14 protein-coding genes are annotated in these 22,536 nt (G+C 40.3%); 3 read left to right on the top strand and 11 right to left on the bottom strand.

Features of this window, described 5'->3' with window-relative positions:
• The first annotated feature begins 4 nt into the window (after positions 1 to 4).
• The 3 genes from KTR06_RS16305 (at position 5) to KTR06_RS16295 (ending at position 6,575) form a co-directional block, all read left to right on the top strand.
• Positions 5 to 1,189: an ABC transporter permease gene (locus KTR06_RS16305; RefSeq protein ID WP_120068445.1), complete on the top strand. Its 1,185-nt coding sequence runs from the start codon at positions 5 to 7 to the stop codon at positions 1,187 to 1,189.
• Positions 1,173 to 2,357, top strand: coding sequence for an ABC transporter permease (locus KTR06_RS16300; protein WP_151923134.1), 1,185 nt, complete (start codon positions 1,173 to 1,175; stop codon positions 2,355 to 2,357). The genes KTR06_RS16305 and KTR06_RS16300 overlap by 17 nt, the downstream gene beginning before the upstream one ends.
• 228 nt (positions 2,358 to 2,585) lie before the next feature.
• Positions 2,586 to 6,575, top strand: a complete 3,990-nt coding sequence (locus KTR06_RS16295; protein WP_120068452.1) for a two-component regulator propeller domain-containing protein — start codon at positions 2,586 to 2,588, stop codon at positions 6,573 to 6,575.
• A 125-nt stretch (positions 6,576 to 6,700) separates the two neighbouring features.
• On the opposite strand, the gene KTR06_RS16290 is transcribed toward KTR06_RS16295, so the two are convergent.
• The 11 genes from KTR06_RS16290 to KTR06_RS16240 all read right to left on the bottom strand — a co-directional run bounded on the left by KTR06_RS16290 (position 6,701) and on the right by KTR06_RS16240 (position 21,965).
• Complete coding sequence (locus KTR06_RS16290) at positions 6,701 to 8,590, bottom strand: TonB-dependent receptor (RefSeq protein ID WP_165861913.1); 1,890 nt, start codon at positions 8,588 to 8,590, stop codon at positions 6,701 to 6,703.
• 30 nt (positions 8,591 to 8,620) lie between these two features.
• Positions 8,621 to 9,040: a DUF1893 domain-containing protein gene (locus KTR06_RS16285; RefSeq protein WP_120068456.1), complete on the bottom strand. Its 420-nt coding sequence runs from the start codon at positions 9,038 to 9,040 to the stop codon at positions 8,621 to 8,623.
• A gap of 8 nt (positions 9,041 to 9,048) precedes the next feature.
• A complete protein-coding gene (locus KTR06_RS16280) occupies positions 9,049 to 10,452 on the bottom strand; it encodes an aldo/keto reductase (RefSeq protein WP_004314340.1) in 1,404 nt (467 codons plus the stop codon).
• A gap of 19 nt (positions 10,453 to 10,471) precedes the next feature.
• The gene (locus KTR06_RS16275; RefSeq protein ID WP_151929191.1) at positions 10,472 to 11,980 is read right to left on the bottom strand and encodes a 4Fe-4S binding protein; all 1,509 of its coding nucleotides are present in this window, start codon (positions 11,978 to 11,980) and stop codon (positions 10,472 to 10,474) included.
• Between the two features lie 189 nt (positions 11,981 to 12,169).
• Positions 12,170 to 12,640, bottom strand: coding sequence for an MBL fold metallo-hydrolase (locus KTR06_RS16270; RefSeq protein WP_151923131.1), 471 nt, complete (start codon positions 12,638 to 12,640; stop codon positions 12,170 to 12,172).
• 156 nt (positions 12,641 to 12,796) lie between these two features.
• Positions 12,797 to 15,421: a carboxypeptidase regulatory-like domain-containing protein gene (locus tag KTR06_RS16265; protein WP_217290578.1), complete on the bottom strand. Its 2,625-nt coding sequence runs from the start codon at positions 15,419 to 15,421 to the stop codon at positions 12,797 to 12,799.
• Between the two features lie 124 nt (positions 15,422 to 15,545).
• The gene (locus KTR06_RS16260) at positions 15,546 to 16,520 is read right to left on the bottom strand and encodes a FecR family protein (RefSeq protein WP_217290577.1); all 975 of its coding nucleotides are present in this window, start codon (positions 16,518 to 16,520) and stop codon (positions 15,546 to 15,548) included.
• Positions 16,521 to 16,618: 98 nt separating this feature from the next.
• A complete protein-coding gene (locus KTR06_RS16255; RefSeq protein ID WP_008647509.1) occupies positions 16,619 to 17,170 on the bottom strand; it encodes an RNA polymerase sigma-70 factor in 552 nt (183 codons plus the stop codon).
• Between the two features lie 100 nt (positions 17,171 to 17,270).
• Complete coding sequence (locus KTR06_RS16250) at positions 17,271 to 17,516, bottom strand: DUF3098 domain-containing protein (protein ID WP_015531097.1); 246 nt, start codon at positions 17,514 to 17,516, stop codon at positions 17,271 to 17,273.
• An 11-nt stretch (positions 17,517 to 17,527) separates the two neighbouring features.
• A complete protein-coding gene (locus KTR06_RS16245) occupies positions 17,528 to 20,662 on the bottom strand; it encodes a DUF2723 domain-containing protein (RefSeq protein WP_217290576.1) in 3,135 nt (1,044 codons plus the stop codon).
• Positions 20,663 to 20,963: 301 nt separating this feature from the next.
• Positions 20,964 to 21,965: an IS110 family transposase gene (locus tag KTR06_RS16240; protein WP_151923126.1), complete on the bottom strand. Its 1,002-nt coding sequence runs from the start codon at positions 21,963 to 21,965 to the stop codon at positions 20,964 to 20,966.
• Between the last annotated feature and the right edge of the window lie 571 nt (positions 21,966 to 22,536).

The raw sequence follows: 22,536 nt of genomic DNA, 5'->3' as shown, positions 1-22,536 counted from the left end.
GCGAATGGATGAATCACAAACATACTCCCCTTTTCGTTCCGTATTGTTAAGAGAATGGCAGCGAATGACTTCGCGGCGCCTTTATTTTGGCGTCTGCATTGTTTTGCCGTTGTTCACCCTTTTCTTTATGGCTACGATTTTTGGCAACGGACAGATGGAAAATATTCCTATCGGTATTGTCGATCAGGATAACACTGCTACTTCCCGGACTATTGCCAGGAATATCTCTGCCGTACCGACTTTTAAAGTGACAAAGCATTTTGCAGATGAAGCGGCTGCCCGTGAATCTGTACAAAAGAAAGAGATTTATGGTTATCTTTCCATACCTCCCCAATTTGAGCAAGATGCTATCACCGGAAAGAATGCAACACTCTCCTACTATTATCACTATGCATTATTGTCGGTAGGCGGTGAGCTGATGGCGGCATTCGAAACATCATTAGCTCCGGTGGCTCTTTCCCCTGTGGTGATGCAAGCCGTGGCTCTCGGAGTAGAACAAAATCAGATTACCACCTTTTTATTACCAGTGCAGGCTAATAACCATCCGATATATAATCCAAGTTTGGATTATTCGGTATATTTGAGTCAGCCCTTTTTCTTTGTTTTGTTTCAGGTCTTGATCTTGTTGATTACTGTCTATACGGTCGGTATTGAAATTAAGTTCCGTACAGCAAATGATTGGTTGACGACTGCTAAAGGCAATATAGTAACTGCTGTTTTGGGTAAGTTATTGCCTTATACCATTATATATATATTGATAGGGTGGTTAGCTAATTATGTCATGTTCGGTATCCTGCATATCCCTTTTCAAGGGAGTTGGTGGTTAATGAATATCATGACCGTGCTTTTCATCATTGCGACGCAGGCTTTAGGGCTGTTTTTATTCTCGCTGTTTCCGGCAATTTCGTTGGTGATAAGCGTAGTCTCTATGGTAGGTTCTCTGGGGGCTACCTTGTCCGGGGTGACCTTTCCGGTTCCCAATATGTATCCGTTGGTGAGGGATGCTTCCTATTTGTTTCCTGTCCGCCATTTTACGGAGATGATGCAAACCATGCTTTATGGAGGCGGTGGTTTTATCCATCTTTGGCCGTCGGCTGTGATACTCTGTATCTTTCCGTTGTTGGCCCTATTGTTGCTTCCCCATTTAAAACGAGCTATAGAAAGTCATAAGTATGAAAAAATTAAGTAAGTTACAACAGTTATCATTCATCATTCGTCGTGAATTTCTAGCTATCAGTACCAGTTATGCAGTTCTGCTTGTGTTGATGGGAGGAATCTTTGTCTACGGATTACTCTACAATTATATGTATGCACCGAATATTGTAACCGATGTTCCTGTTGCCGTAGTCGATAATTCGCATAGTGAATTAAGTCGTGACTTTATCCGTTGGCTGGATGCTACTCCCCAAGCAGAGATTTATAGCCAGGCGATGGACTATCACGAAGCAAAAGAATGGATGAAAGAAGGCAAAGTACAGGGAATACTCTATCTGCCTCATGATTTTGAGAAGCGAGTGTTCCGGGGAGATGAAGCCGTATTTTCTCTTTATGCAACTACGGATGCTTTCCTGTATTTCGAGGCTTTGCAGGGGGCTTCATCGCGTGTCATGCTGGCTATTAATGATAAATACAGGCCTGATGTAGCTGTATTTCTTCCGCCTCAAGGATTGCTTGCCGTAACTATGGCAAAACCGATCAATGTAATAGGAACTGCACTTTATAATTATACAGAAGGCTATGGCTCTTATCTTATTCCCGCAGTTATGATGATTATAATCTTCCAGACTTTATTGATGGTTATTGGTATGGTGACCGGAGAAGAGCACAGCAACAGAGGAATCCGCGCTTACACTCCTTTTGGATATGGCTGGGGAGTTGCCATTCGTATAGTGGCGGGAAAAACATCCGTATACTGTGCTCTTTATGCTATCTTTGCTTTCTTTCTATTAGGCTTGCTCCCCCACTTTTTCAGTATCCCTAATATTGGAAACGGACTATACATTGTATTATTATTGATTCCATACCTGATGGCGACCTCTTTTCTGGGGTTGGCAGCTTCCAGATATTTTACGGATTCAGAAGCTCCCCTACTCATGATCGCCTTCTTCTCTGTAGGATTAATCTTTCTTTCCGGGGTTTCCTATCCGATGGAACTAATGCCCTGGTATTGGAAAGCTGCACATTACATTCTTCCCGCTGCACCAGGCACACTTGCTTTTGTGAAATTGAATTCTATGGGAGCCAGTATGGCGGATATCAGACCGGAATATATAACCCTTTGGATACAAGTACTTATTTATTTTATAGTAAGTATATGGGTTTACAAGAAGAAACTGAAATCTGATCCGATTCGTTAAATTAACGAAAATAGAATATACGCTAATTATGACAGAAGTTTAAAGAATACCTTCAGATAAATCAACTTCTCAAAGTGAATAATCAACTTTGGAAATAAAAATGTTTCTAAATGAATATTTTCTTGTAGAATCTCTCCTTTTTCTTTGCATTTTTCATTGCTTTTGTCTAGTTTCGTTAATTGTTATATTTATATGATTGCTAGAAGTAGTTTAAAAACAACTGTTTATATGAAATACATTATATATATTCTCCTCTTTTTTCCTATTTGGGTTACAGCACAAACATACAAATATATAGGAATAGAAAATGGTTTGAGCAATCGCCGGATATTCAATATTCAGAAAGATACACAAGGGTACATGTGGTTTCTCACCAATGAAGGAATGGATCGTTATAACGGTAAAGATATAAAACACTATAAATTAAATAAAGAAGCTAGTACTTTAGATGCTCCTGTACGTTTGGGATGGTTGTATACAGGTCCACAAATTGGTATATGGGTGATCGGTAAGCAGGGACGGGTTTTTCGATATGAAGCAAACGAAGATGATTTCAGAATGGTATATAAACTACCGGATATTTCTGAAACAATTAGTTGTGGCTATTTGGATCGGAATAATAACATTTGGCTATGTTGTAAGGATTCTATATTACTATATAATATAAATGATGCTCACATTCTTCAATTTTCCAATATACTACATAGTAATATCACAGCGATAGAACAAATAGACGAACAACATTTCTTTATAGCAACAGAGCTAGGCGTTCGATATGTTAAACTGGAGAATGGCATTTTGGAGACTATTCCTGTTAAAACACTGGATTATTTTCATGCGCAAGTAAGTGAATTATATTTTCATAAGCAATTAAAAAGACTATTTATCGGTTCATTTGAAAGAGGAGTTTTTGTGTATGACATGAATACACAGGAGATTATGCGACCGGAAGCTGATCTTAGTGACGTAAATATAGCTCGCATCAGCCCGTTGAATGAAACGGAGTTACTGATTGCAACAGAAGGAATGGGAGTATATAAGGTTAATGCAAATACTTGTGAACTGGAACATTACATTATTGCTAATTATCAAAGTTATAATGAAATGAATGGGAATAATATCAATGATGTATTTGTGGATGAAGAAAAACGGATATGGCTTGCTAACTATCCCACAGGGATTACGGTGATTGATAATCGCTATGAGAATTATCATTGGATGAAACACGCTATGGGCAATGTCCAATCATTAATCAATGATCAGGTACAAGCAGTCATTGAAGACCATGAAGGTGACTTGTGGTTTGGAACTAGTAATGGTATTAGTCTTTATAATTCAAAAACAGGTCAGTGGCATTCATTCCTAAGTTCTTTTAATCAGCAACTAAAAGACAAGAATCATATTTTTATTACTCTATGTGAAGTGTCTCCCGGCATTATATGGGCAGGAGGATATACTTCCGGTATTTATAAAATAAATAAAAATACTCTATCAGTTGAATACTTCTCTCCTTACCTGCTTTCTCACGTCAATATGCGTCCGGATAAATATATTCGTGATATAGTTAAAGATTCAAGAGGGTATATCTGGTCGGGAGGATATTATAATCTAAAATGTTTTGATCTGGAGACTAACACTACACGTCTATATTCAGGATTGAATTCCATTACGTCCATTGTTGAAAAAGACAAAGATAATATGTGGATTGGGACTGCTATCGGATTGTATTTATTAAATCGAAATACTGGTGAATATCAGTATATTGAAATGGAGGTAGGGATTACTTATATCAATACGCTTTATCAGGCAGATAATGGGTTGTTATATATCGGGACAAATGGTATGGGAGTATTTATCTATCATCCTCAAGATAAAACTTTCGAGCATTACTTTTCTGATAACTCTGCATTAGTTTCAAACAGAATATTTACAATATTGCCGGAAGTAGATGGACGTATAATGATGAGTACGGAGAATGGAATAACCTGTTTTCATACTAAAGAAAAGATATTTCGTAATTGGACCAAAGGAGAAGGATTGCTACCTTCATATTTTAATGCAGCAGCAGGAACGGTGCGTAAAAATAAAAACTTTGTATTCGGTAGTACGGATGGAGCAATTGAACTTCCGGTGAATGTGAAATTTCCGGATTATAAGTTCTCCAGATTGATATTCAGCGACTTCCATCTTTCTTATCAACCTGTTTATCCGGGTGTCAAGGGTTCCCCTTTACAGAAGAGTATTGATGAGACAGATGTATTAGAGCTGGCATATGATGAGAATACGTTTTCATTTGAAGTTTCTACAATCAATTATGATTCTCCCGGAAGTGCACTATACTCATGGAAATTAGAAGGGTTTTATGAAAAATGGACTCAACCGGGAGCAAATAATTTGATTCGTTTCACCAATTTGCCTCCGGGTAAATATACCCTTCATGTGCGTGCAGTATCCAGAGAAGAACATGACATTGTTTTTCAGGAACGTACTATGAAAGTTATCATCACACAGCCTTTTTGGTCGAGTTGGTGGGCTATCCTGTGTTATATCCTGTTGGTAATCGGAGGATCTTATTTCGTTCTGCGGGTGATAAATCTAAGAAAGCAAAAGAATATATCTGATGAAAAAACGCAGTTCTTCATTAATACGGCGCATGATATACGTACTCCATTAACTTTGATAAAAGCACCTTTGGAGGAATTGTTGGAAGAAGAGACGCTTACCGACAATGGAATCACTCGTACGAACATTGCATTGAGGAATGTAGAAGTACTTTTACGACTGGTCAGCAATCTGATTAATTTTGAACGAACGGATGTATATTCCTCTAAAATGAGTGTTTCCGAGTATGAGTTGAATACCTATATGAATGAGATATATGATACATTTTCTTCTTATGCAGCCATCAGGCGCATTGAATATACATACGAGAGTACTTTCAGCTATATGAATGTATCGTTTGATAAGGAGAAGATGGATTCTATTTTGAAGAATATAATATCAAACTCGCTAAAATATACTCCGGAAAATGGCAAGGTCAGCATTTCCGTATCCGATACGAATGATTCATGGAAAGTGATAATCAAGGATACAGGTATAGGTATTCCTGCCAGTGAACAAAGTAAGTTGTTCAAGCTTCATTTCCGTGCCAGCAATGCTATTAACTCTAAAGTGACGGGTAGTGGTATCGGATTAATGCTGGTAGGAAAACTGGTCAGCCTTCATGGAGGTAAAATTAGTGTAGATAGTGTTGAACATCAAGGTACGACAATCAAAATTGTTTTTCCGAAAAAGAATAAGACTTCTCAAAATATCAGTGACGAAGCACCTTCTAAATTTGAGGCGTTGGCTCCTGTACTGCCCGCTCCGAATGTACCAGCAAAGACAACCGCTACGATAGATAATCCAAATTTACGACGGATTCTTGTTGTGGAAGATAATGATGAGCTACGCTCCTATCTGGTCAGTTCATTATCTTCTATATATAATGTACAAGCTTGCGCTAACGGAAAGGAAGCGTTGATTATTATCAAAGAATATTGGCCGGAACTGGTTCTTTCTGATATCATGATGCCGGAGATGCGGGGAGATGAATTGTGTGTTGCTATCAAAAGTGATATTGAGATTTCACATATTCCTGTGTTGTTGCTCACTGCTTTGGGAGAAGAAAACAATATTCTGGATGGACTGTCGATTGGTGCGGACGAATATCTCATCAAACCTTTCAGTGTGAAAATATTACGGGCGAATATCGCTAATCTGTTGGCAAACCGGGAACTGTTGCGCATGAGATATGCCAATCTGGATATAGAAGCGAAATCAATGGTTCCATCTGCAAACGGTACTAACAGCCTCGATTGGAAGTTTATATCAAATGTAAAGAAAATCGTGGATGAGAATATAAACAACCCTGAATTTTCTGTTAATGTGCTCTGTGAATCAAGTGGCATGAGCCGTACCAGTTTCTATTGTAAATTGAAAGCATTGACGGGACAGTCTCCGACAGAGTTTATTCGGGTGATGCGTTTGAAACGTGCTACCGAGTTATTGAAAGAGGGTGAATATGCCATTAATGAGATTTCAGACATGGTTGGATTCTCTGAAACTAAATATTTCCGGGAAGTATTCAAAAAATACTATAAGATGAGTCCGAGCAGGTATGCTAAAGGAGGAGGTAATCCCACTGCTGCTGATATGGAAGATGACGACGAAGATTGATAAATAGAAAAATAGATGAATAAGTCCTATTATTATAATATGTTCTCCCCTGCTATGAATATCTTTAGCAGAGGAGAACTTTCTTTTTCAAGACTTATTGTTCTGATTTTGGAAAAGTGGGATATTTAAAAGTTCAAATTAATACCACCCATAAACGTAGCTTTCGGCATGGGATAACCTGCATTTATTTCATAACGTTGAGCCAACAGGTTTTCTCCTTTCACAAAGAGATTAGCGAAACGACAGAGACGATAATTTCCCCGAAGGTTCCATAAGACAAAACTATCTTGTTGTTCGTTGTTTAGTATTACAGAGGTATAAAGCCCCTTTACATATTGTATACCTGTTGATACACTCCAACGTCCGGAAGTATAATCTACTCCTGCATACAATTTATGCTCGGGAGCGGCAAGAACAGGATTTTCCATGTGAAGCCAGCTATAATTGGCATTGACATTCCAATGTGAATTCATGCGATAACCAATGTTGGTTTCCAACCCCCAGTTGTCTATTTCGCCGGAATTGATATTCAATGGAGGAACCAAACCGTTCGACATAATCACATTATCCCCATTGATATAATAAAGGTTGGCTCCGTAGGATAACGCGCCCTCCAACAGACGTTGTGAGTATGAAAGTTCGTAACTTATCAGTTTCTCCGGTTTTAGTTCCGGGTTGGCAGGAGGAAACATATACATTTCACGAATCGTCGGATTGCGGTAGCCTTTGCTAACCATTGCTTTAAGTTCTCCATGCTTCGGCAAATGAAAGGCCAACCCACCTTGTGGAATCCATTCAGTACCTACATGCGAATGATGGTCTACACGAATACCTGCATCCAATGAGAACCAGCTATTGATATCCTGACGGAAATCAACGTATCCGGCAAACTCATCCATTTGCTTGTCTACTCCCGGAGTATGTTCACCTGTAGCTACAACCTTGTTCCACGATTCACCTCCGAAGTGCTGATAATCCAGTCCTACGGTCAAACGGTTGCCGGTAAAGAGAGTGGCACTTTGATACCATGACACACCCAGCATCTTATCTTTGGAGTTGAAATGTGACTTTTGCGGTTCTTTTCCTATCTGATAACCATCATTGATTTTATGCCGTCCCCAGTTATAGAAAAAGCTCAAAGCACCCGAAGTCTTCTCGTAATGATTCTCTAAAGCAAATGATGTCATTCCGCGAGTGATACGGGAATCGTTGTCGATCAATGGTACTTGAATAGTTCCCGGATTGGAAGCATTAAAATGAGTTACGTTTACATCTCCCCACACCTTCCAGAAAGAGTTGATGTCATAGCCTAACTTTGCATATCCACCGTATTGCTCGAATTTCATATCAGGGCGATGTCCGTCCGTACGATTATAAGAGCCGGTTACGACACTACTGAAACGTCCCTTTTTGACACGGTTTGAAAATTCAGTCTGTAATGTGTTGTATGAACCATAGCCCACTTGCATATTCGTATTTACTCCATCTTCCTGTTGCTTGCGGGTGACAATATTAATCACTCCACCCATTGCATTCGAACCATAAAGCACGGATGCGGGGCCTCGTAACACTTCTACTTTTTCTGCCATCATCGATTGATAAGCATCCGCTATCGGATGTCCCATCAACCCCATGTACTGCGGATGCCCGTCAATCAATACCAATAATCCCGCTGTCGGACTACCACCGATACCGCGCAGGCTCATACCTCCCGCAGCTCCGCCGGATACACCATATCCCATGACGCCACGACTGGTAGTGAATAATCCCGGCACCTGCTCCGTCAATAACGGTAACAGAGAAGGTTCATATCTTTTCTCAATCTGTTGCCTACTGACTACGGAAATAGTCATCGGAAGATGACGTACATCTGTCTCATTACGTGTCCCGGTGACTACAACTTCATCGATCATATAATTTCTTCCGGCCTGTGTACTGTCTCTTTTAGTTTGTGCCATTCCCGAGAGGGAAAGCAAAATACCGAACAGGAATAAACAAGCTGTATTTCTTCTCATACTTTATTTCGTGTTTCAGTTATCTCTTTCTTACTTTCTACTTCTAATTTTTTCCAGGAAATCGCGGATCAGCGGTAATATTTCTTCTGCTGATTCCACTTCGCTACACATGGTTTCTACTGGACATCCTCCTGTACGGTCGCGGTTCCAGATAAAAGCAACTTCCTGCGCAAAATCGACTTTCACATCTGATTTCCGGAATAGCTCCAAAGCCTTGGTACTGATAATATCCGTATATAATTCTTCTATACCACCCAGAATCATCAGGGCGGCAGCTCCCTTGCCAACCACTTTGTCGGCAACCAAAGCTCCTTTAAGAAACTCCGGTTCCTGTGTTAGCAAATCATAGAGATCGGCTACGCCACGTTGAGTGAAAGTGCGGATTTTTCCTCCGTTGGCAATGGTACAGGAATATCCTCCTGTATGTAATAGATTGATTAATTCTTCCATCGTTTCTTTTATAAAGTACCTTGTTTCAATTGTTCTACAAACTGGTCTATCCGGTGCAGTTCTTTCGGAATATCAATGTTTTGCGGGCAATGAGCCACACACTGATTACAACCGATGCAATGGCTTGCCTGACGAAGTTTGGGTACGCTACGGTCATATCCGACAAGAAAAGCGCGTCGGGCTTTCGCATAATTTTCATCTTGTCCGCTTCTGGCGACATTACCTTCATTGACACAACGGTTGTAATGCAACAATACAGCAGGTATATCCAGCCCATACGGACATGGCATACAATATTTGCAGTCGTTACAAGGGATAGTAGGATATTTCAGCATTAATTGTGCCGTTTCTTCGAGGAATTCTTTTTCTTCATCTGTCAATGGTTCCAAAGGAGAATAAGTGCGGAGATTATCCTGCAGATGCTCCATGTAAGTCATACCACTTAATACAGTCAGAATATCCGGGAATGAACCGGCAAAACGGAAAGCCCAGGAAGCGACACTGCTTTCCGGACGACGTTGTTTGAGCCGTGCCACCAGATTATCGTTCAACTTGGATAGACGTCCTCCCAAAAGTGGTTCCATAATGATGGCAGGAATCCCCCGTTTGGCCAGTTCGCCATAGAGGTATTCCGCATCCGTATTTCGAGTATTGGTCTCTTTGGCATGTTTCCAGTCTACATAATTGAGTTGTATCTGTACAAAATCCCATTTAAATTCATCGTGTCGTGAGAGCAGATAATCATATACTTCAATATCGCCATGGTAAGAAAATCCGAGATTCCGGATACGTCCGGCTTCACGCTCTTTAACCAGAAAATCAAGTATTCCGTTATCCAGGTATCGTCCTTTAAGGGCTTCCATTCCTCCCATGCCGATGCCGTGGAGCAACATATAATCAATGTAGTCGACTTGTAGCTCCGCAAACGATTTGTGGTACATCTTGAGCGAGGCTTCGCGAGACCACGTATCAGGAGAGAAATTAGACAATTTGGTAGCGATGTAATATTTATCACGGGGATGACGACTCAATGCAATACCTGTTGCCTTTTCGGAAAATCCTTGTACATACGCCGGAGATGTATCGAAATAGTTTACTCCGTGAGCGATTGCATAATCTATCAATCCATTGACGGCATCCTGGTCGATAACTTCACCATTACCATCGGGAGCAGATTTGAGCGGCCAACGCATACAACCATATCCCAAAAGTGAAACACGGTCACCGGTGGTTGGAGATGTGCGGTAAGTCATTTTATCGGTGGGCACCTCTCCTTCTCCTGTTGCGCTACTTGAAGAAGTAGTCCCCTTTGAAGAGCATCCGTATAGCAACCCGGTCGATGTGGCTGCGCTGATACCTACAATCTTAATGAAATCTCTTCTATTTATATCTTTCTTATTTTTTTCTTCCATAATCTTATACTGATTTAGATCAAATAATTCTGTGCATCTGGTGTCCGCTCACATAAATGGCGCTGAAAGGACGGGACGGACAAAGGTTTTCACACGCTCCGCAACCAATGCATTTTTCTACATTCACTACCGGAATTTTTAGAGAATCCGCTTTGTCAGGATCGGAAGCCACCATTTGTATGGCACCTGTCGGGCAATGGCGGGCACAGTTGCCACACTCCATTCCATCCGTCAAAGGCACACAGTTCTCTTTAATCCATACGGCATGTCCGATCTGAATAGCCGATTTCTCGGCAAGACTGGTCAGATGAATAGCACCTGCCGGACAAACCTCCGAACATTTGGTACATTCAGGGCGACAATATCCGCGTTCATACGACATTTCCGGTTGCATCAATGTCATCAGATTGTCTGAAGGACGCAACACTTGGTTGGGGCAAACAGATACACATAATTGGCAGGCCGTACAATGTTGAGTGAAATTACGTGCGCTTAATGCGCCGGGAGGATAAATCGGATTTTCTCTGTTCGGGATCTTCTTATCCTCAATAGTGGCTAACCCGCCGTCCACTTTCTTTTCCTGTGCTTTCAGGACAGAAGTTGTCGCAAAGATTGCTGATGCCGAAAGGAAGCTACGGCGGGCATTATCAATCTGTTCGGTAGTGACAGCCTTTGCTTTCATATCTTCACTTGTAGCAGTTTCGTTTTTAGGTTTCCGTCGAGTGTATTTAATGGCTCCATGCTTACACTTTCCAATGCAATCCATACAAGCCACACAACGACTATAATCAATTTCATGAGCTTTTGAATTGATACACGATGCTTTGCAATTACGGGCACATAAACCGCAACTATTACATTTGGAAGTATCAATCACCGGTTTGAATATCGCATATTTGGATATAAATCCCAATACAGTACCCACCGGACAGATGGTATTGCAATACGTTCGTCCATTACGCCACGCCAGAATGAAAAGGACAATGAGAGTGACAACGGCAATAATCAGTGTTGAAAGGCTCTTCATCCATACATCTACCTCATAAAAAGCATAACTATCCATTCGTTCGGCAAAGTACGCCAACAGGTTGTTTCCCCATTGCCATACCGGCGCGAAAAGGCTGGAAGCTATCCGTCCATAAGCACTATACGGAGCCAGTAAGATAGCCAAAGAATTCAGCCCTGCAACCATCATGATAATGAACATTCCTAAAACGCCATACCGCAACCATTTCATTGCCGATGAATAGCGGAACCGGTTTTTCTTTTGTTTACCGGATATCCACGAAACGATGTCCTGAAACACTCCCAACGGACAGATAACGGAGCAATAGATACGCCCGAACAGGAATGTAAGCACAATTAAAAACAATACGACACCTATATTCAAGGCTAATAAAGCCGGCAGAAATTGAATTTTCGCCAACCATCCGAACCATGTGTGCAATGTACCCGTAAAGTCGAGAAAAAGCAGGGTAATAAGCGTAAAGCACACAATGGCGGCTGAAAGTCTGATAGTACGTAGCATAAACTTTTTTAATTTTCAATTTATAGTAGTTATCTCTAAATGTCCAAAACAGTCAGGATTGAACCATCTGTATTTCAACGTTGCAAATTTAATCAGTGAAATTTGTTTTTCAACTATACAGATTACAGAATGTTTTACCAATTTTACTGATAAATAGAAAAGAAACGTTTAACCGTATTAGGTGAAGAGCTATTTTTCTAATGTCACGACCTCTCCGATCTCCGGAATCAATACATTGAGGTAATCTTTATTCTTCATCTCTTCTGCATTCTTCAAAGGCTCGTCCCAACGATGTTTGGCTAACGCATATTTAGAATGATGTACGGTCAGGACTTTCTTCGCTTTTAAGTCTCTGGCTGTCTGCGCCATATATTGGGGCATGAGGTGAATTAAGCTCCACTCTTTGTCGTATTGCCCGTTTTCGAGGATTGCAAGGTCGATATTGGGGAAGCGGTTGCCTATTTCCGCATAATGTGTATCATACCCTCCGTCTCTATAATTAGGAGATTTCATGACTCTCTCCAGCCGTTCCCCGCGAGGAGTTCTGCCGAAGCTGGGTTGATTGATAAAAACAACGACTGACACAGCCAGCAACGCTATTACAGCTAATATACATCCTACAATCATACGTGTTCTGAATTTCTTGAATATGATACGCATATAATTAATGACTAAATTATTTCACGCAGCAAATATACAGGTATTCAGAGAGCCCGTTAGTATATAGATTACAGATTGTTATACCATAATTACTGAAAGCAGTTGTCTGTTGGGTGTCAGTCTATTGTGTGAACAAACCTTTTCTTATTCAGTGCTTTAGAAATAAATTTTGTAGCTGATGTTCGGAATCAATCCTGACCCGTCTTTTTCTTCTACTACGCTTGTTCTTTCATTGTATTCATAGAAATGCATTCCGGTGCGCATACCTACATTCAGTATCTTTAGAGAGAACTTGTGAGACACTCTTTTCTTATTGATCCGGAAGCTGATAGAGACATCACCATTAATGGAAGGATTGAAACGTTTGGTATATGCCTTGCTTTCGTCAAAAACGATGTCGCGTTCTTCCTGGCTTTTTTCTTCATCCACAGGAGTGTAGCGTCCCCCTCCCTGAAAAAACAGGCGTCCGTTTATACTTAATACATTTTGTTTGAGCCTGCCGACCATCCATTCTTTTCCGGCGAGCAAGTTCACTAAATAACTTTTGTCCAGTCTTGTATTTCGCCAGATACGGTCTCCTCCCCTATACTTCGACTTGAATAATGAACCTGTAATCATATAGTAGAAGCCATTTTTCATATACTGCTCCAATGTTATATCTATTCCATAGTTTTTCGCTGTTCCGGTGCTTGTCAGGATCCGGTCTAAATAGAATTCTTCGTAATTAATAATCGAAAAGGAAGAATTCTTTTCCACCGGTATGTGGAACAGGTATTGATAATAGGGTTCTATTTTCAGATGGAGACTTTGATTAATATTCCAGTCATAAGTAAATCCGAAATGATGTGCCTTAGAAAAATCCAGGTATCGGTTTGATTCCTTTTTACCATTGATTACCTGTTCGACAAAATAATAATCGAGCCTTTCCCTATGGCTGTGCAAACCGTAAGCTACCGCTAAAGAATGTGCAGGATTTATTTTCCATTTAAGTGCGACTCTCGGTTCTATCGACCAGTTCTTGTTTAAAGTAAAGTATTGTCCGGTAACTCCCAAACTGGTTGTCAGGTTATTGCTCAAGTTGATTACGGAACTGCTATACGCCGAAAAAACTGTACTTTCTCCACTACCTTTCGAAAGCTGCTCCATGGGTTGGTTTAATCCAAAATAAGGACTGACCTTATAATCAAGATCATATTTAAGTTCCGTAATGGTAATCCCCGTTCTATTGGTGTGCCTCGAACTGAATTTCTTGTTCAGATAAGAATTGAACACAAAATTCCATCTGCTGTTTTGAATATCTCCCACTTGGACAATGGTTCCATCGTCAGTCTGTAAGTTGACTAGTGAATGATCTTTCGAATAGGTTGCAGATAGAGACGAACGGATATAGGTATTTTCATTAATTACATATTTATGAGTTAGCCCGCCTGCCAGTTTATCCAGTTTGTTAGATCCCGACGACCGGTCTCCCATCGTTTCCCATTCGGAACGATCCAAAACCTCTGCCTTGTTCCTGTCGATCAATCCTAATCCCCAGATCGAAAAGGTTCCGGCTTTACGTGTGGGGAAATTCAGTTTAAAGGCTAAATCCTGATATTTCAGGTTGATGTCATTGCCCGACGCCAGCGAGGTAGTGGAAAAACGGTAATTAATCAGGTAGGAACTTCCCCGTTTTTTATTGATAGGACCTTCCGAAGCCAAATCTATCCCCATGAGTCCGACCTGAAAAGCGTGTTCGTACTTCTGATTATTACCATTTCGCAGATGCATATCGAAAACTCCTGATAGGGCATTGCTGTATTCCGCAGGGAAAGCTCCGTTGTAGAAGTCGGAGTTGCCGATGACTTGCGTACTTAAGCCAGACAGGAATCCTCCGCCCAAACCTGATAAATCGGCAAAATGGGTAGGATTAGGTATTTCAATTCCCTCCAGTCTCCATTGGGTAAATTGTGGAGCGTTTCCCCGGATGGCAACTGCATTGGTGCCGACATCTCCCGCTACTCCTGCAAATGCAGAACTCAACCGTGCAGGATCGTCAAAGCCATTGGCAAATCGTGACGCTTCTTCGATACTAATCATACGTCCTCCTGTGATGGCCATCGGGTTGACAGTCCGGTCTTTTTTTATTTCCGGTTTGACAAGCACTTCGGCCAAATCCTGTACATTTTCATCCATCGGAATCTCTACAAATACTTCTTTGGAAGAAGTGACAGATACTTCGGTGATGATACTTGAGCGATACCCCATAAAAGTTGCCTGAATATTATAACGCCCTACCGGGACATTATTAATCCGGAAATTTCCCCGTTCGTCAGTCGAACCTCCCCGAGAGGGATCTTCTGTTATACAGACGGAGGCATATTCTATCGGCGTATTGGTTTTGGAATCAACAACAATTCCTCTTATGGTTTGAGTTAGTTTTTGTGTATCATTGTTGGCGGGCTTTTGCTTGTTATCCTGCAAAGAGATAATAATATGATATCCTTTTATTTTATATGCATATCCCGTTCCTTTCAATAGTTGGGCCATGGCTTTGTCGACAGTTACATTTTTGAGAGATAAAGAGTGCTTCTTTTCGATATCCAGCTTCGATTGCTCATAAGCGATGCTATATCCGGTTTGTGTCTCTATTTGTGCAAAAGCCTCTTTTAATGAGATCTTTTTATTTTGTATGGTAATCTTTTTTTCTTTATTCTGTGCAACAGTTGTGAGAGAGAGAAAAGTAAAAAATAAAAAAATGGCGAGCATACCTGCTCTTTTCTTCGTATTTATTCGATTCATTATTCTATATTTGTATGTTGATACTTCATTTTACGTCACTTGTTGAATGAGGGTAGACATTTCAGAACTGGGAAGAGGGTCTCAAGCTACTTCCCGGTTCTTTTTATTCATAGGCTGTTTCTTTTTATGGTTGGGTTACTACTATTTTCTTTTCATACTGCTGATAATCAAAGCCGATTATATCTTTCAATATATTCAGTATTTCATCCAGGCTTTCATCTTTTAGAAACTTGACTGTATATCGTTTCGATGTGGGGATAGTTGTTGTATTATCAATCGTGGTGTTGTAGTGCCTTTCCAAGGTTCGGAATATTTCTCCGGCACTGGCATTGGTAAAGACTAGTTTTCCCACTATCCAGCAGTTGGTATCATTGGTATCTATCATTGATATATGGATGTCTGATGATTTTTTGTCGTATGTAAGCTGCTCATTGGGCTTTAGTATATGGGGAGGTTGGGACTGAACGCTCACTTCCACCTTACCGCTAGTCAATGTAGTAGTTATTTTCTCATCATTAGGATAGGCTTTCACGTTGAATCTGGTTCCGAGCACTTTCACCGAAAGTTGGGATACTTCTACAATAAAAGGACTTGCGGTATCTTTTTTGACAGAGAAATAAGCTTCGCCGTCAAGCATGACCAAGCGTTTATCTTTGGCAAAAGTTTCCGGATATAAAATGGTACTTCCCGCGTTCAACCATACTTCCGAACTGTCTGGTAAGATCAGGTGTTTCTGTTCTCCGTAGGCAACGGATACTTCTATCATTTCGTTTTGGGGAGAAAGATAGTAGAACATTCCTCCTGCAAATAAAAACAAAGGAATAATAACGGCGGCAATACGGGCAAATTTCTGATAAGAAGCGATGTTGGTGAGATGCTCCTTATTATATCCCGTTCTTAAATTTACCCGTTCCAATGAAGCATAAGTATTCGAATCGGCTTCTACGTCCAATTCATTCCAAAAATCCAGTGAAGCTTTAGCTTTCGCCTGCTGATTTTTATCTTTGATGATCCACTTCTGCACTTTCTCTTCCGTTTCGGATGGAAAGCGGGCGGAGAGGAACATTTTGATGATTTTACTGATATTACTTTTCTTCATTTTTGCTGCACTTTACTATATATACAGTTTGGTGGCAAAAAGCTCAATAAGAAAATGAATATTTTTTTGAAAAAAGCAGGATGAAGACGAAAATGATCCTATAACAATGATACCAAAAAACATGAAATAACCTTCCGTATTTCTTTCAAAGCAAGGCTTAACTGGCTTTCAACATTTCTTTTGGTAGTATTCAGGCGTTCGGCAATTTCGGCATTGGATAATCCTTCGTTACGGCTCAATGTATAAATCATTCTCCGTTGTTCGGGCATTCCTCCGACAAGTTTGTCAATCAGCATTTCCAGTTCCTTGGCAATAAGGTCTTCTTCGGAAGTAGAGCTATATTCTGTATCTTGGTTGTTGTTCAGATAGGCATCACACACATATTTATGTTTCAGGAAGTTGATGGCTGCATTTCTGGCAATGGTGTGCAAATAAGAATTGAATGATTTGGATGTATCAATGGAATGACGATTGATCCAAAGATTGACAAATAAATCCTCTGTCAGCTCTTCTGCATCGGGCTCCGATTTTATATATCCGTCAATGAATGTTTTGGTTTTGTTGTAGTATGCTATAAAAATAGTCTCAAAGGCCTTGTGATTCCCATCCTGAAAGGCCTCCAGCGTTTTTATATCAATGTTATTACTCATACTATTTCCCAACTTTCATTTCATTAGGACAAAAGAAACAATAATTTATCTTATATGAATGCTCTTTTTTGAAATATTAATGATATTAGGAGGATTTATTTTATTTTAATGGCCGGTAAAGAATACCAAATACATTCAGCAGATAGCCTAACAAACAGACTAAAGGGGCAATACGTATGCGTGTTTCGCTAAATATATCGGGATGATAGGCGGCAAGGGTACTCCCCTCGCCGCTCATCAATATATATCCTGCGATAATCAATATCGAACCGATTATTAAAATGATGTAATTCTTTTTGCTTAATACAGTTTCCTGTTCTTTCTCTTTTACTATTTTCGTTTTCATCTTTCTTGAGTTTAGTTTTGATAATTCATTAGTTGAGCGAGTTGCATGTATTTCTCTTCAAACTGCTGATTACTCTGTTTATACCTCTCTTTATCCATATCTTTCAGTAATTCATTACACTGATTCCATTGCCAGAACTTATACAGGCAATCCCGTTGAACCATCGCTATCCGGCTATCTCCCAACGAGAAAGCCCAGTCAATATAATCTCTCGATTCTGCTATCAGATCATTCAATAAAGTGATCGCTTTCCCGGTTTCTCCTATGGAGGCATAAGCTGTGGCTATATCATACGAACCACTCTCGTATACTTGAGGTACATTATACGCCGGAATAGCTTGTTCGGCATACGCTAATACTTTTTGGGCACGGGCATTGTCTCCTTGCTTCACCAGTTCTTTCGCCAGTTGAGCAAAGAGTCTTCGGTGGGAGTAGCAGATACGCATAGTCGTTTCGTCCAGATAAAGTCCGGGAGTATCTAATCCTCCATATTTATATCTGTTCATCACATTCTCGTAGAATTTCTCCGTATCTATTGCATATCCATTGTCCCCTTCCGCATCTCCCCATTTTTTATAATTAAACGGGGTAAACCGGAATGCCAATCCTTCCTGGACAAAGTAATCATCAAACTTCAATTTAGTGGCATTTCCCACCGAGATAGCCATATATAACGGACGTTCCCAGTTGCAGTTAGCCAATATTTCAAGTATGAGCAAATCTACTTTAGTCAGCAGACGCATGTCTTTCAGAGAAATAGATAGTTTATCCGGTATTGCATTTTTCAATTCTTCTCCTTTTAAATGACGAATGGCTTTAGGTAGCATCATTCCCGAACGAAGCACTGCATCCTTATCGATGTGAATGTTTATTGTATCGGTAGGTATCACATGAAATTCCTGCTTCTCTGCAAATACCCAATGTTTCAAGATATTCTTTATCTCATACGGATCATCTCCAAAACTGTCACGGGCTTCTTCGGGATGCTTTTGATACAATTCTTCTATTTGTTTTTTCAACTCCGGACGAACGGCTACATATTCGTTCTTTCCCTCTTGATATTGATTTTGTTTCCAGCTGATCGGTAGTCCGGGAGCATTGTATAGAGGACATTGTTGCTGATAAATATACCAGTCGGTTTGCGCATAACTTAAGTTGCAGATGCGTGCATCTCTGCGCACCTCTTCCGTGTCCTGATTATACCATAAAGGGAACGTATCATTGTCTCCATTACAGAATATGATCGGATTTCCTGTATCGGGAAGCGTCATTAGATAATTAGCCCCAAAGTCACGGCAGGTATACCGATTGCTCCGGTCGTGATCGTCCCAAGTCTGGCTCGCCATTTGTACGGGGATGAGCAGGCAAAGCAGCATGAGTAAGCTGACCGGGAGGACTTTAAAGTGCTTCCGACGAAGCATGTCACAGCATTCGGCAGCTCCCATCCCGATCCAGATAGCGAAGGCATAGAACGAACCTGCATACGCATAATCCCGTTCGCGAGGTTGTCCGGGAGTCTGATTCAGATAGAGCACAATCGCCAATCCGGTCATAAAGAAAAGGAAAAACAAGACACTGAATTGTTGCTTGCCTTTCTTCCCACGTGCCCATTGCCAATAGATACCAAGTAGTCCTAATAATAACGGCAAGCCATAGAAAACATTGTGGCCTTTATTCTGCTGCAAAGATTCTGGTAAAAGCTTCTGATCTCCCAAGCGCAGATTGTCAAGCCAGGAAATTCCGGTAATCCAGTTGCCGTGTTCCGGTTCACCGCTTCCTTGAATATCATTCTGCCGTCCGACAAAATTCCATAGGAAATAACGTACATACATGTAGTTGAGCTGGTATGTAATGAAATAAGTCAGGTTCTCTTTTTGTGTGGGTACATCATTCGTGCTTCCCGACCATCCTTTATAAGAAGCAGCCAAACGATCATTCCACATTCGCGGAAACAACATATTTTGAGTGTAGCACACATTTTCTTTATAGCCGATGATTTTATACTTGCCTTCTTCTTTATCTTGTCGATATATGGCACTACCTTTTTCTGTTTTCACTTTGTAATAGTCTCCTTCGGGCACATACTCCGGTTCGGAAGCGTATGTTCTTCCGTAAAGTAAAGGGGCACTTTCATACTGTTCGCGATTCAGGTAGCTTTTGAGCGTGAAAATATGACCCGGTGCATTTTCATTAAGCGGTGTATTGGCATTGGCACGAATCAATATGACCGCATAAGTGGTATATCCTATGGTGAGCATGAGCAGGCACCATAAACCGGTATGTACTATGCGTTTTCTGAATCGGTAGATGGCTCCTATCAACAAAGACAGGACTAAAGTCAGAAAAATGATTAATCCTGTTTGGAAAGGAAATCCCAATACATTGACGAAGAATAGCTCGAACCATCCTCCCATATCAGCCATTCCGGGTATATAAACAAAGAGAATCAATACAATAAGAAGACCGGACAGAGCAACTGTTCCGATCACTCCCTTGAGTGATACAGTTTGGTATTTCCGGTAATAGAACACCAATACAATAGCAGGAATACAAAGCAGATTGAGCAGGTGTACTCCGATGGAAAGTCCTATGATATAGGCTATCAGGATAATCCAGCGGTCGCCGGATATTGAATCTGCTTCGTCCTGCCAGCGAAGAATCATCCAAAAAACCAAAGCCGTGAGGAAGGAAGAGAAGGCATATACTTCACCCTCTACCGCACTGAACCAGAATGTATCGCTGAAGGTGTAAACCAAAGCTCCTACAAACCCTGCTCCTAAAATGATAATTACGTCGGTCGTTGATAGCTTCCGTGCATCATCCGTAAGTATGCTTCGCACCAATCGGGTAATACTCCAAAAAAGAAACAAAATACACCCTGCACTTAACAGTGCATTTAAAAAGTTGACCATGCGCGATACCTGCGAAGCATCGGATGCAAACTGGGTGAATAGATTCCCGACAAGCATATAGAAAGGTGCTCCCGGTGGATGACCTACTTGTAGCTTTTCGGCACATGAAATAAATTCGGGACAATCCCAAAAACTTGCGGTAGGTTCAATAGTCATTCCATACACAAAAGCTGCTATCAGAAAGACAATCCAACCTCCTAAATCGTTTCCTCTTTTAAATAATAAGTAACTCATTGTTCTGTCATTTTTTTGTTTGCAAAGTTACAGAACATGCATATATGATAAGTGTTTTTAGTCGGACAGATACGGACAGGATGATTTCGTAATTTATTGATATTCAGACTTAATAGGAGTCTAAATACAGACAAAAGCAGACAGCATATATATAGGGGAAAATTATTTATTCTGTAATTTCATTGTTTCTTCAGTTTTAGCTTATTTCTGTACGGGTTTTCACCACAGAATTCTAAGACCTATGCAAATAATAGGCCTATAAAAAACAGTTAAAGAAGTTAAACGGGCTATTTCAGTCCGTTTACTTTTTGTAAGTCATTAACTCCACAAAGGGTGTTCCCCTTTTGACCACCGCAAACATTCTTCCTACTAGTTTAAACTTGACTGCATTTAGCACTACTCCATAAGCTTTCCCTTCCTTCCTTTTCCTTTCATAATACTCTTTCATTTCCTTATCCCATACAATCGCTGAATTAGCAGCTTGTGAAAGATCCGCTTTCAATAGTTTTGCTCCCGTGGGATAAACCCTTGTTTTACCTTTAATACTTGTTCCCGAAGAATGCTCAAAAGGAGCAATACCTAAATAACATGCATATTGACGTGCCGTTTCAAATGCCTGAAAATTATTAGTATGTATGATTGTATTCATCGCATTGATCGTCCCAATGCCTTTAATACTGTTTAAGAGCTCATAATTTCGGAGAATAGATGGGTCTGAATTGATAATTTGCAGCATTTCTTCTTCAACACTTGCAATTTCTTCATCCAGTATCTTTACCATATGGGCAGCGCGCCCAATGGTAGAAGTCATTTCACAATCTTTTCTATCAGTGAGAAAACCTTTGTATTCAGCTTGTTGCTTTACAAAACGTTTTCTCTCTGCAGCAAAGTCACGCAAACGGATAATTGAACTCCCTGACAGCTTAGAGTAAGATAGTTCATCCCGATGAAGATAAGCAAAATAGGCTATTCTTTCGGCATCTACACGGTCATTTTTCCCACGTACCAAACCTAAGGAACGTTTTAAATGAAGAGGATTGAAAGAACAGTAATCGATGGATGCTGCTTCTAGAAAAAGGCATAAGTCAAAACTGTAAATACCCGTATTTTCCATACTAATGACCAGCCTTTTCTTTGCCATGTTTTTCTTTTTCAACCAACAAAGAAGAGACTTGTAGCCCTCTTCTTTGTTTAAGAAGCGTTCATAATTTGTTTCGTCCGCATGTTTCTTTGTAGGAACGTAAATAACAACATCCAAAGTTTTTTTTGAGATGTCAATGCCAATAAACCATTTCTTTTCCATATTTTTGCACTATTAAAGGGTTAACCATAGGTTGAACAAACTATATCCTTTAATAGGCCAACGACCTAAAATTCTAATTGGATCTGTTCAACTGATAAGGAAAGAAGGACTAATTCCGTGGATAGGGCTTCTGCCTAGAGGACACAATGGGTCACCTACTTTCCTTGGTTAACTTGTTTTAACCACAAAGGTAATATTTCAACCTTTATTTTTCACAGTGCAAATCTAAAGGAGGACACAGAGGGCACAGAGGTGAATTTTATTCATTACTTACAGTTTTGAGCATAATTGTGATGCGTAATCCCCTACTATAAAGTTGAAAAACGTAAAAACATCTGCCACCTGCAACGAAAAGCGTGTAATGTGCTAGTTGATAAATAGTTGGAACGTTGCAGATACCTGCGGCAGATAGGTTGCAGATACTTTATCTGCAACGCAGTATAAACTTTACATAAGCTAATTCTCTAGGAGTGCAAAAGTTTATTTGTAGTGTACTAAATAAGTTGACACTTCTTCAATGCGAAATTCCCATGAAAGAATTAAAAAAGAAGTACACTCCTTACACAGAATC

Origin of the sequence: Bacteroides sp. MSK.20.12 (genome assembly GCF_019052435.1) — a bacterium.
Taxonomy (GTDB): Bacteria; Bacteroidota; Bacteroidia; order Bacteroidales; family Bacteroidaceae; genus Bacteroides; species Bacteroides xylanisolvens.
The sequence above is the reverse complement of the archived record's forward strand: the minus strand, read 5'-3'. Positions and strand labels throughout refer to the sequence as shown.

Coding starts and splice junctions, on each gene's coding strand:
- KTR06_RS16285 (WP_120068456.1), bottom strand. CDS start 9,040: ATGGAAGAATTAATCAATCTATTACATACAGGAGGATATTCCTGTACC.
- KTR06_RS16290 (WP_165861913.1), bottom strand. CDS start 8,590: ATGAGAAGAAATACAGCTTGTTTATTCCTGTTCGGTATTTTGCTTTCC.
- KTR06_RS16295 (WP_120068452.1), top strand. CDS start 2,586: ATGAAATACATTATATATATTCTCCTCTTTTTTCCTATTTGGGTTACA.
- KTR06_RS16270 (WP_151923131.1), bottom strand. CDS start 12,640: ATGCGTATCATATTCAAGAAATTCAGAACACGTATGATTGTAGGATGT.
- KTR06_RS16245 (WP_217290576.1), bottom strand. CDS start 20,662: ATGAGTTACTTATTATTTAAAAGAGGAAACGATTTAGGAGGTTGGATT.
- KTR06_RS16255 (WP_008647509.1), bottom strand. CDS start 17,170: ATGAGTAATAACATTGATATAAAAACGCTGGAGGCCTTTCAGGATGGG.
- KTR06_RS16280 (WP_004314340.1), bottom strand. CDS start 10,452: ATGGAAGAAAAAAATAAGAAAGATATAAATAGAAGAGATTTCATTAAG.
- KTR06_RS16260 (WP_217290577.1), bottom strand. CDS start 16,520: ATGAAGAAAAGTAATATCAGTAAAATCATCAAAATGTTCCTCTCCGCC.
- KTR06_RS16300 (WP_151923134.1), top strand. CDS start 1,173: ATGAAAAAATTAAGTAAGTTACAACAGTTATCATTCATCATTCGTCGT.
- KTR06_RS16240 (WP_151923126.1), bottom strand. CDS start 21,965: ATGGAAAAGAAATGGTTTATTGGCATTGACATCTCAAAAAAAACTTTG.
- KTR06_RS16250 (WP_015531097.1), bottom strand. CDS start 17,516: ATGAAAACGAAAATAGTAAAAGAGAAAGAACAGGAAACTGTATTAAGC.
- KTR06_RS16275 (WP_151929191.1), bottom strand. CDS start 11,980: ATGCTACGTACTATCAGACTTTCAGCCGCCATTGTGTGCTTTACGCTT.
- KTR06_RS16265 (WP_217290578.1), bottom strand. CDS start 15,421: ATGAATCGAATAAATACGAAGAAAAGAGCAGGTATGCTCGCCATTTTT.
- KTR06_RS16305 (WP_120068445.1), top strand. CDS start 5: ATGGATGAATCACAAACATACTCCCCTTTTCGTTCCGTATTGTTAAGA.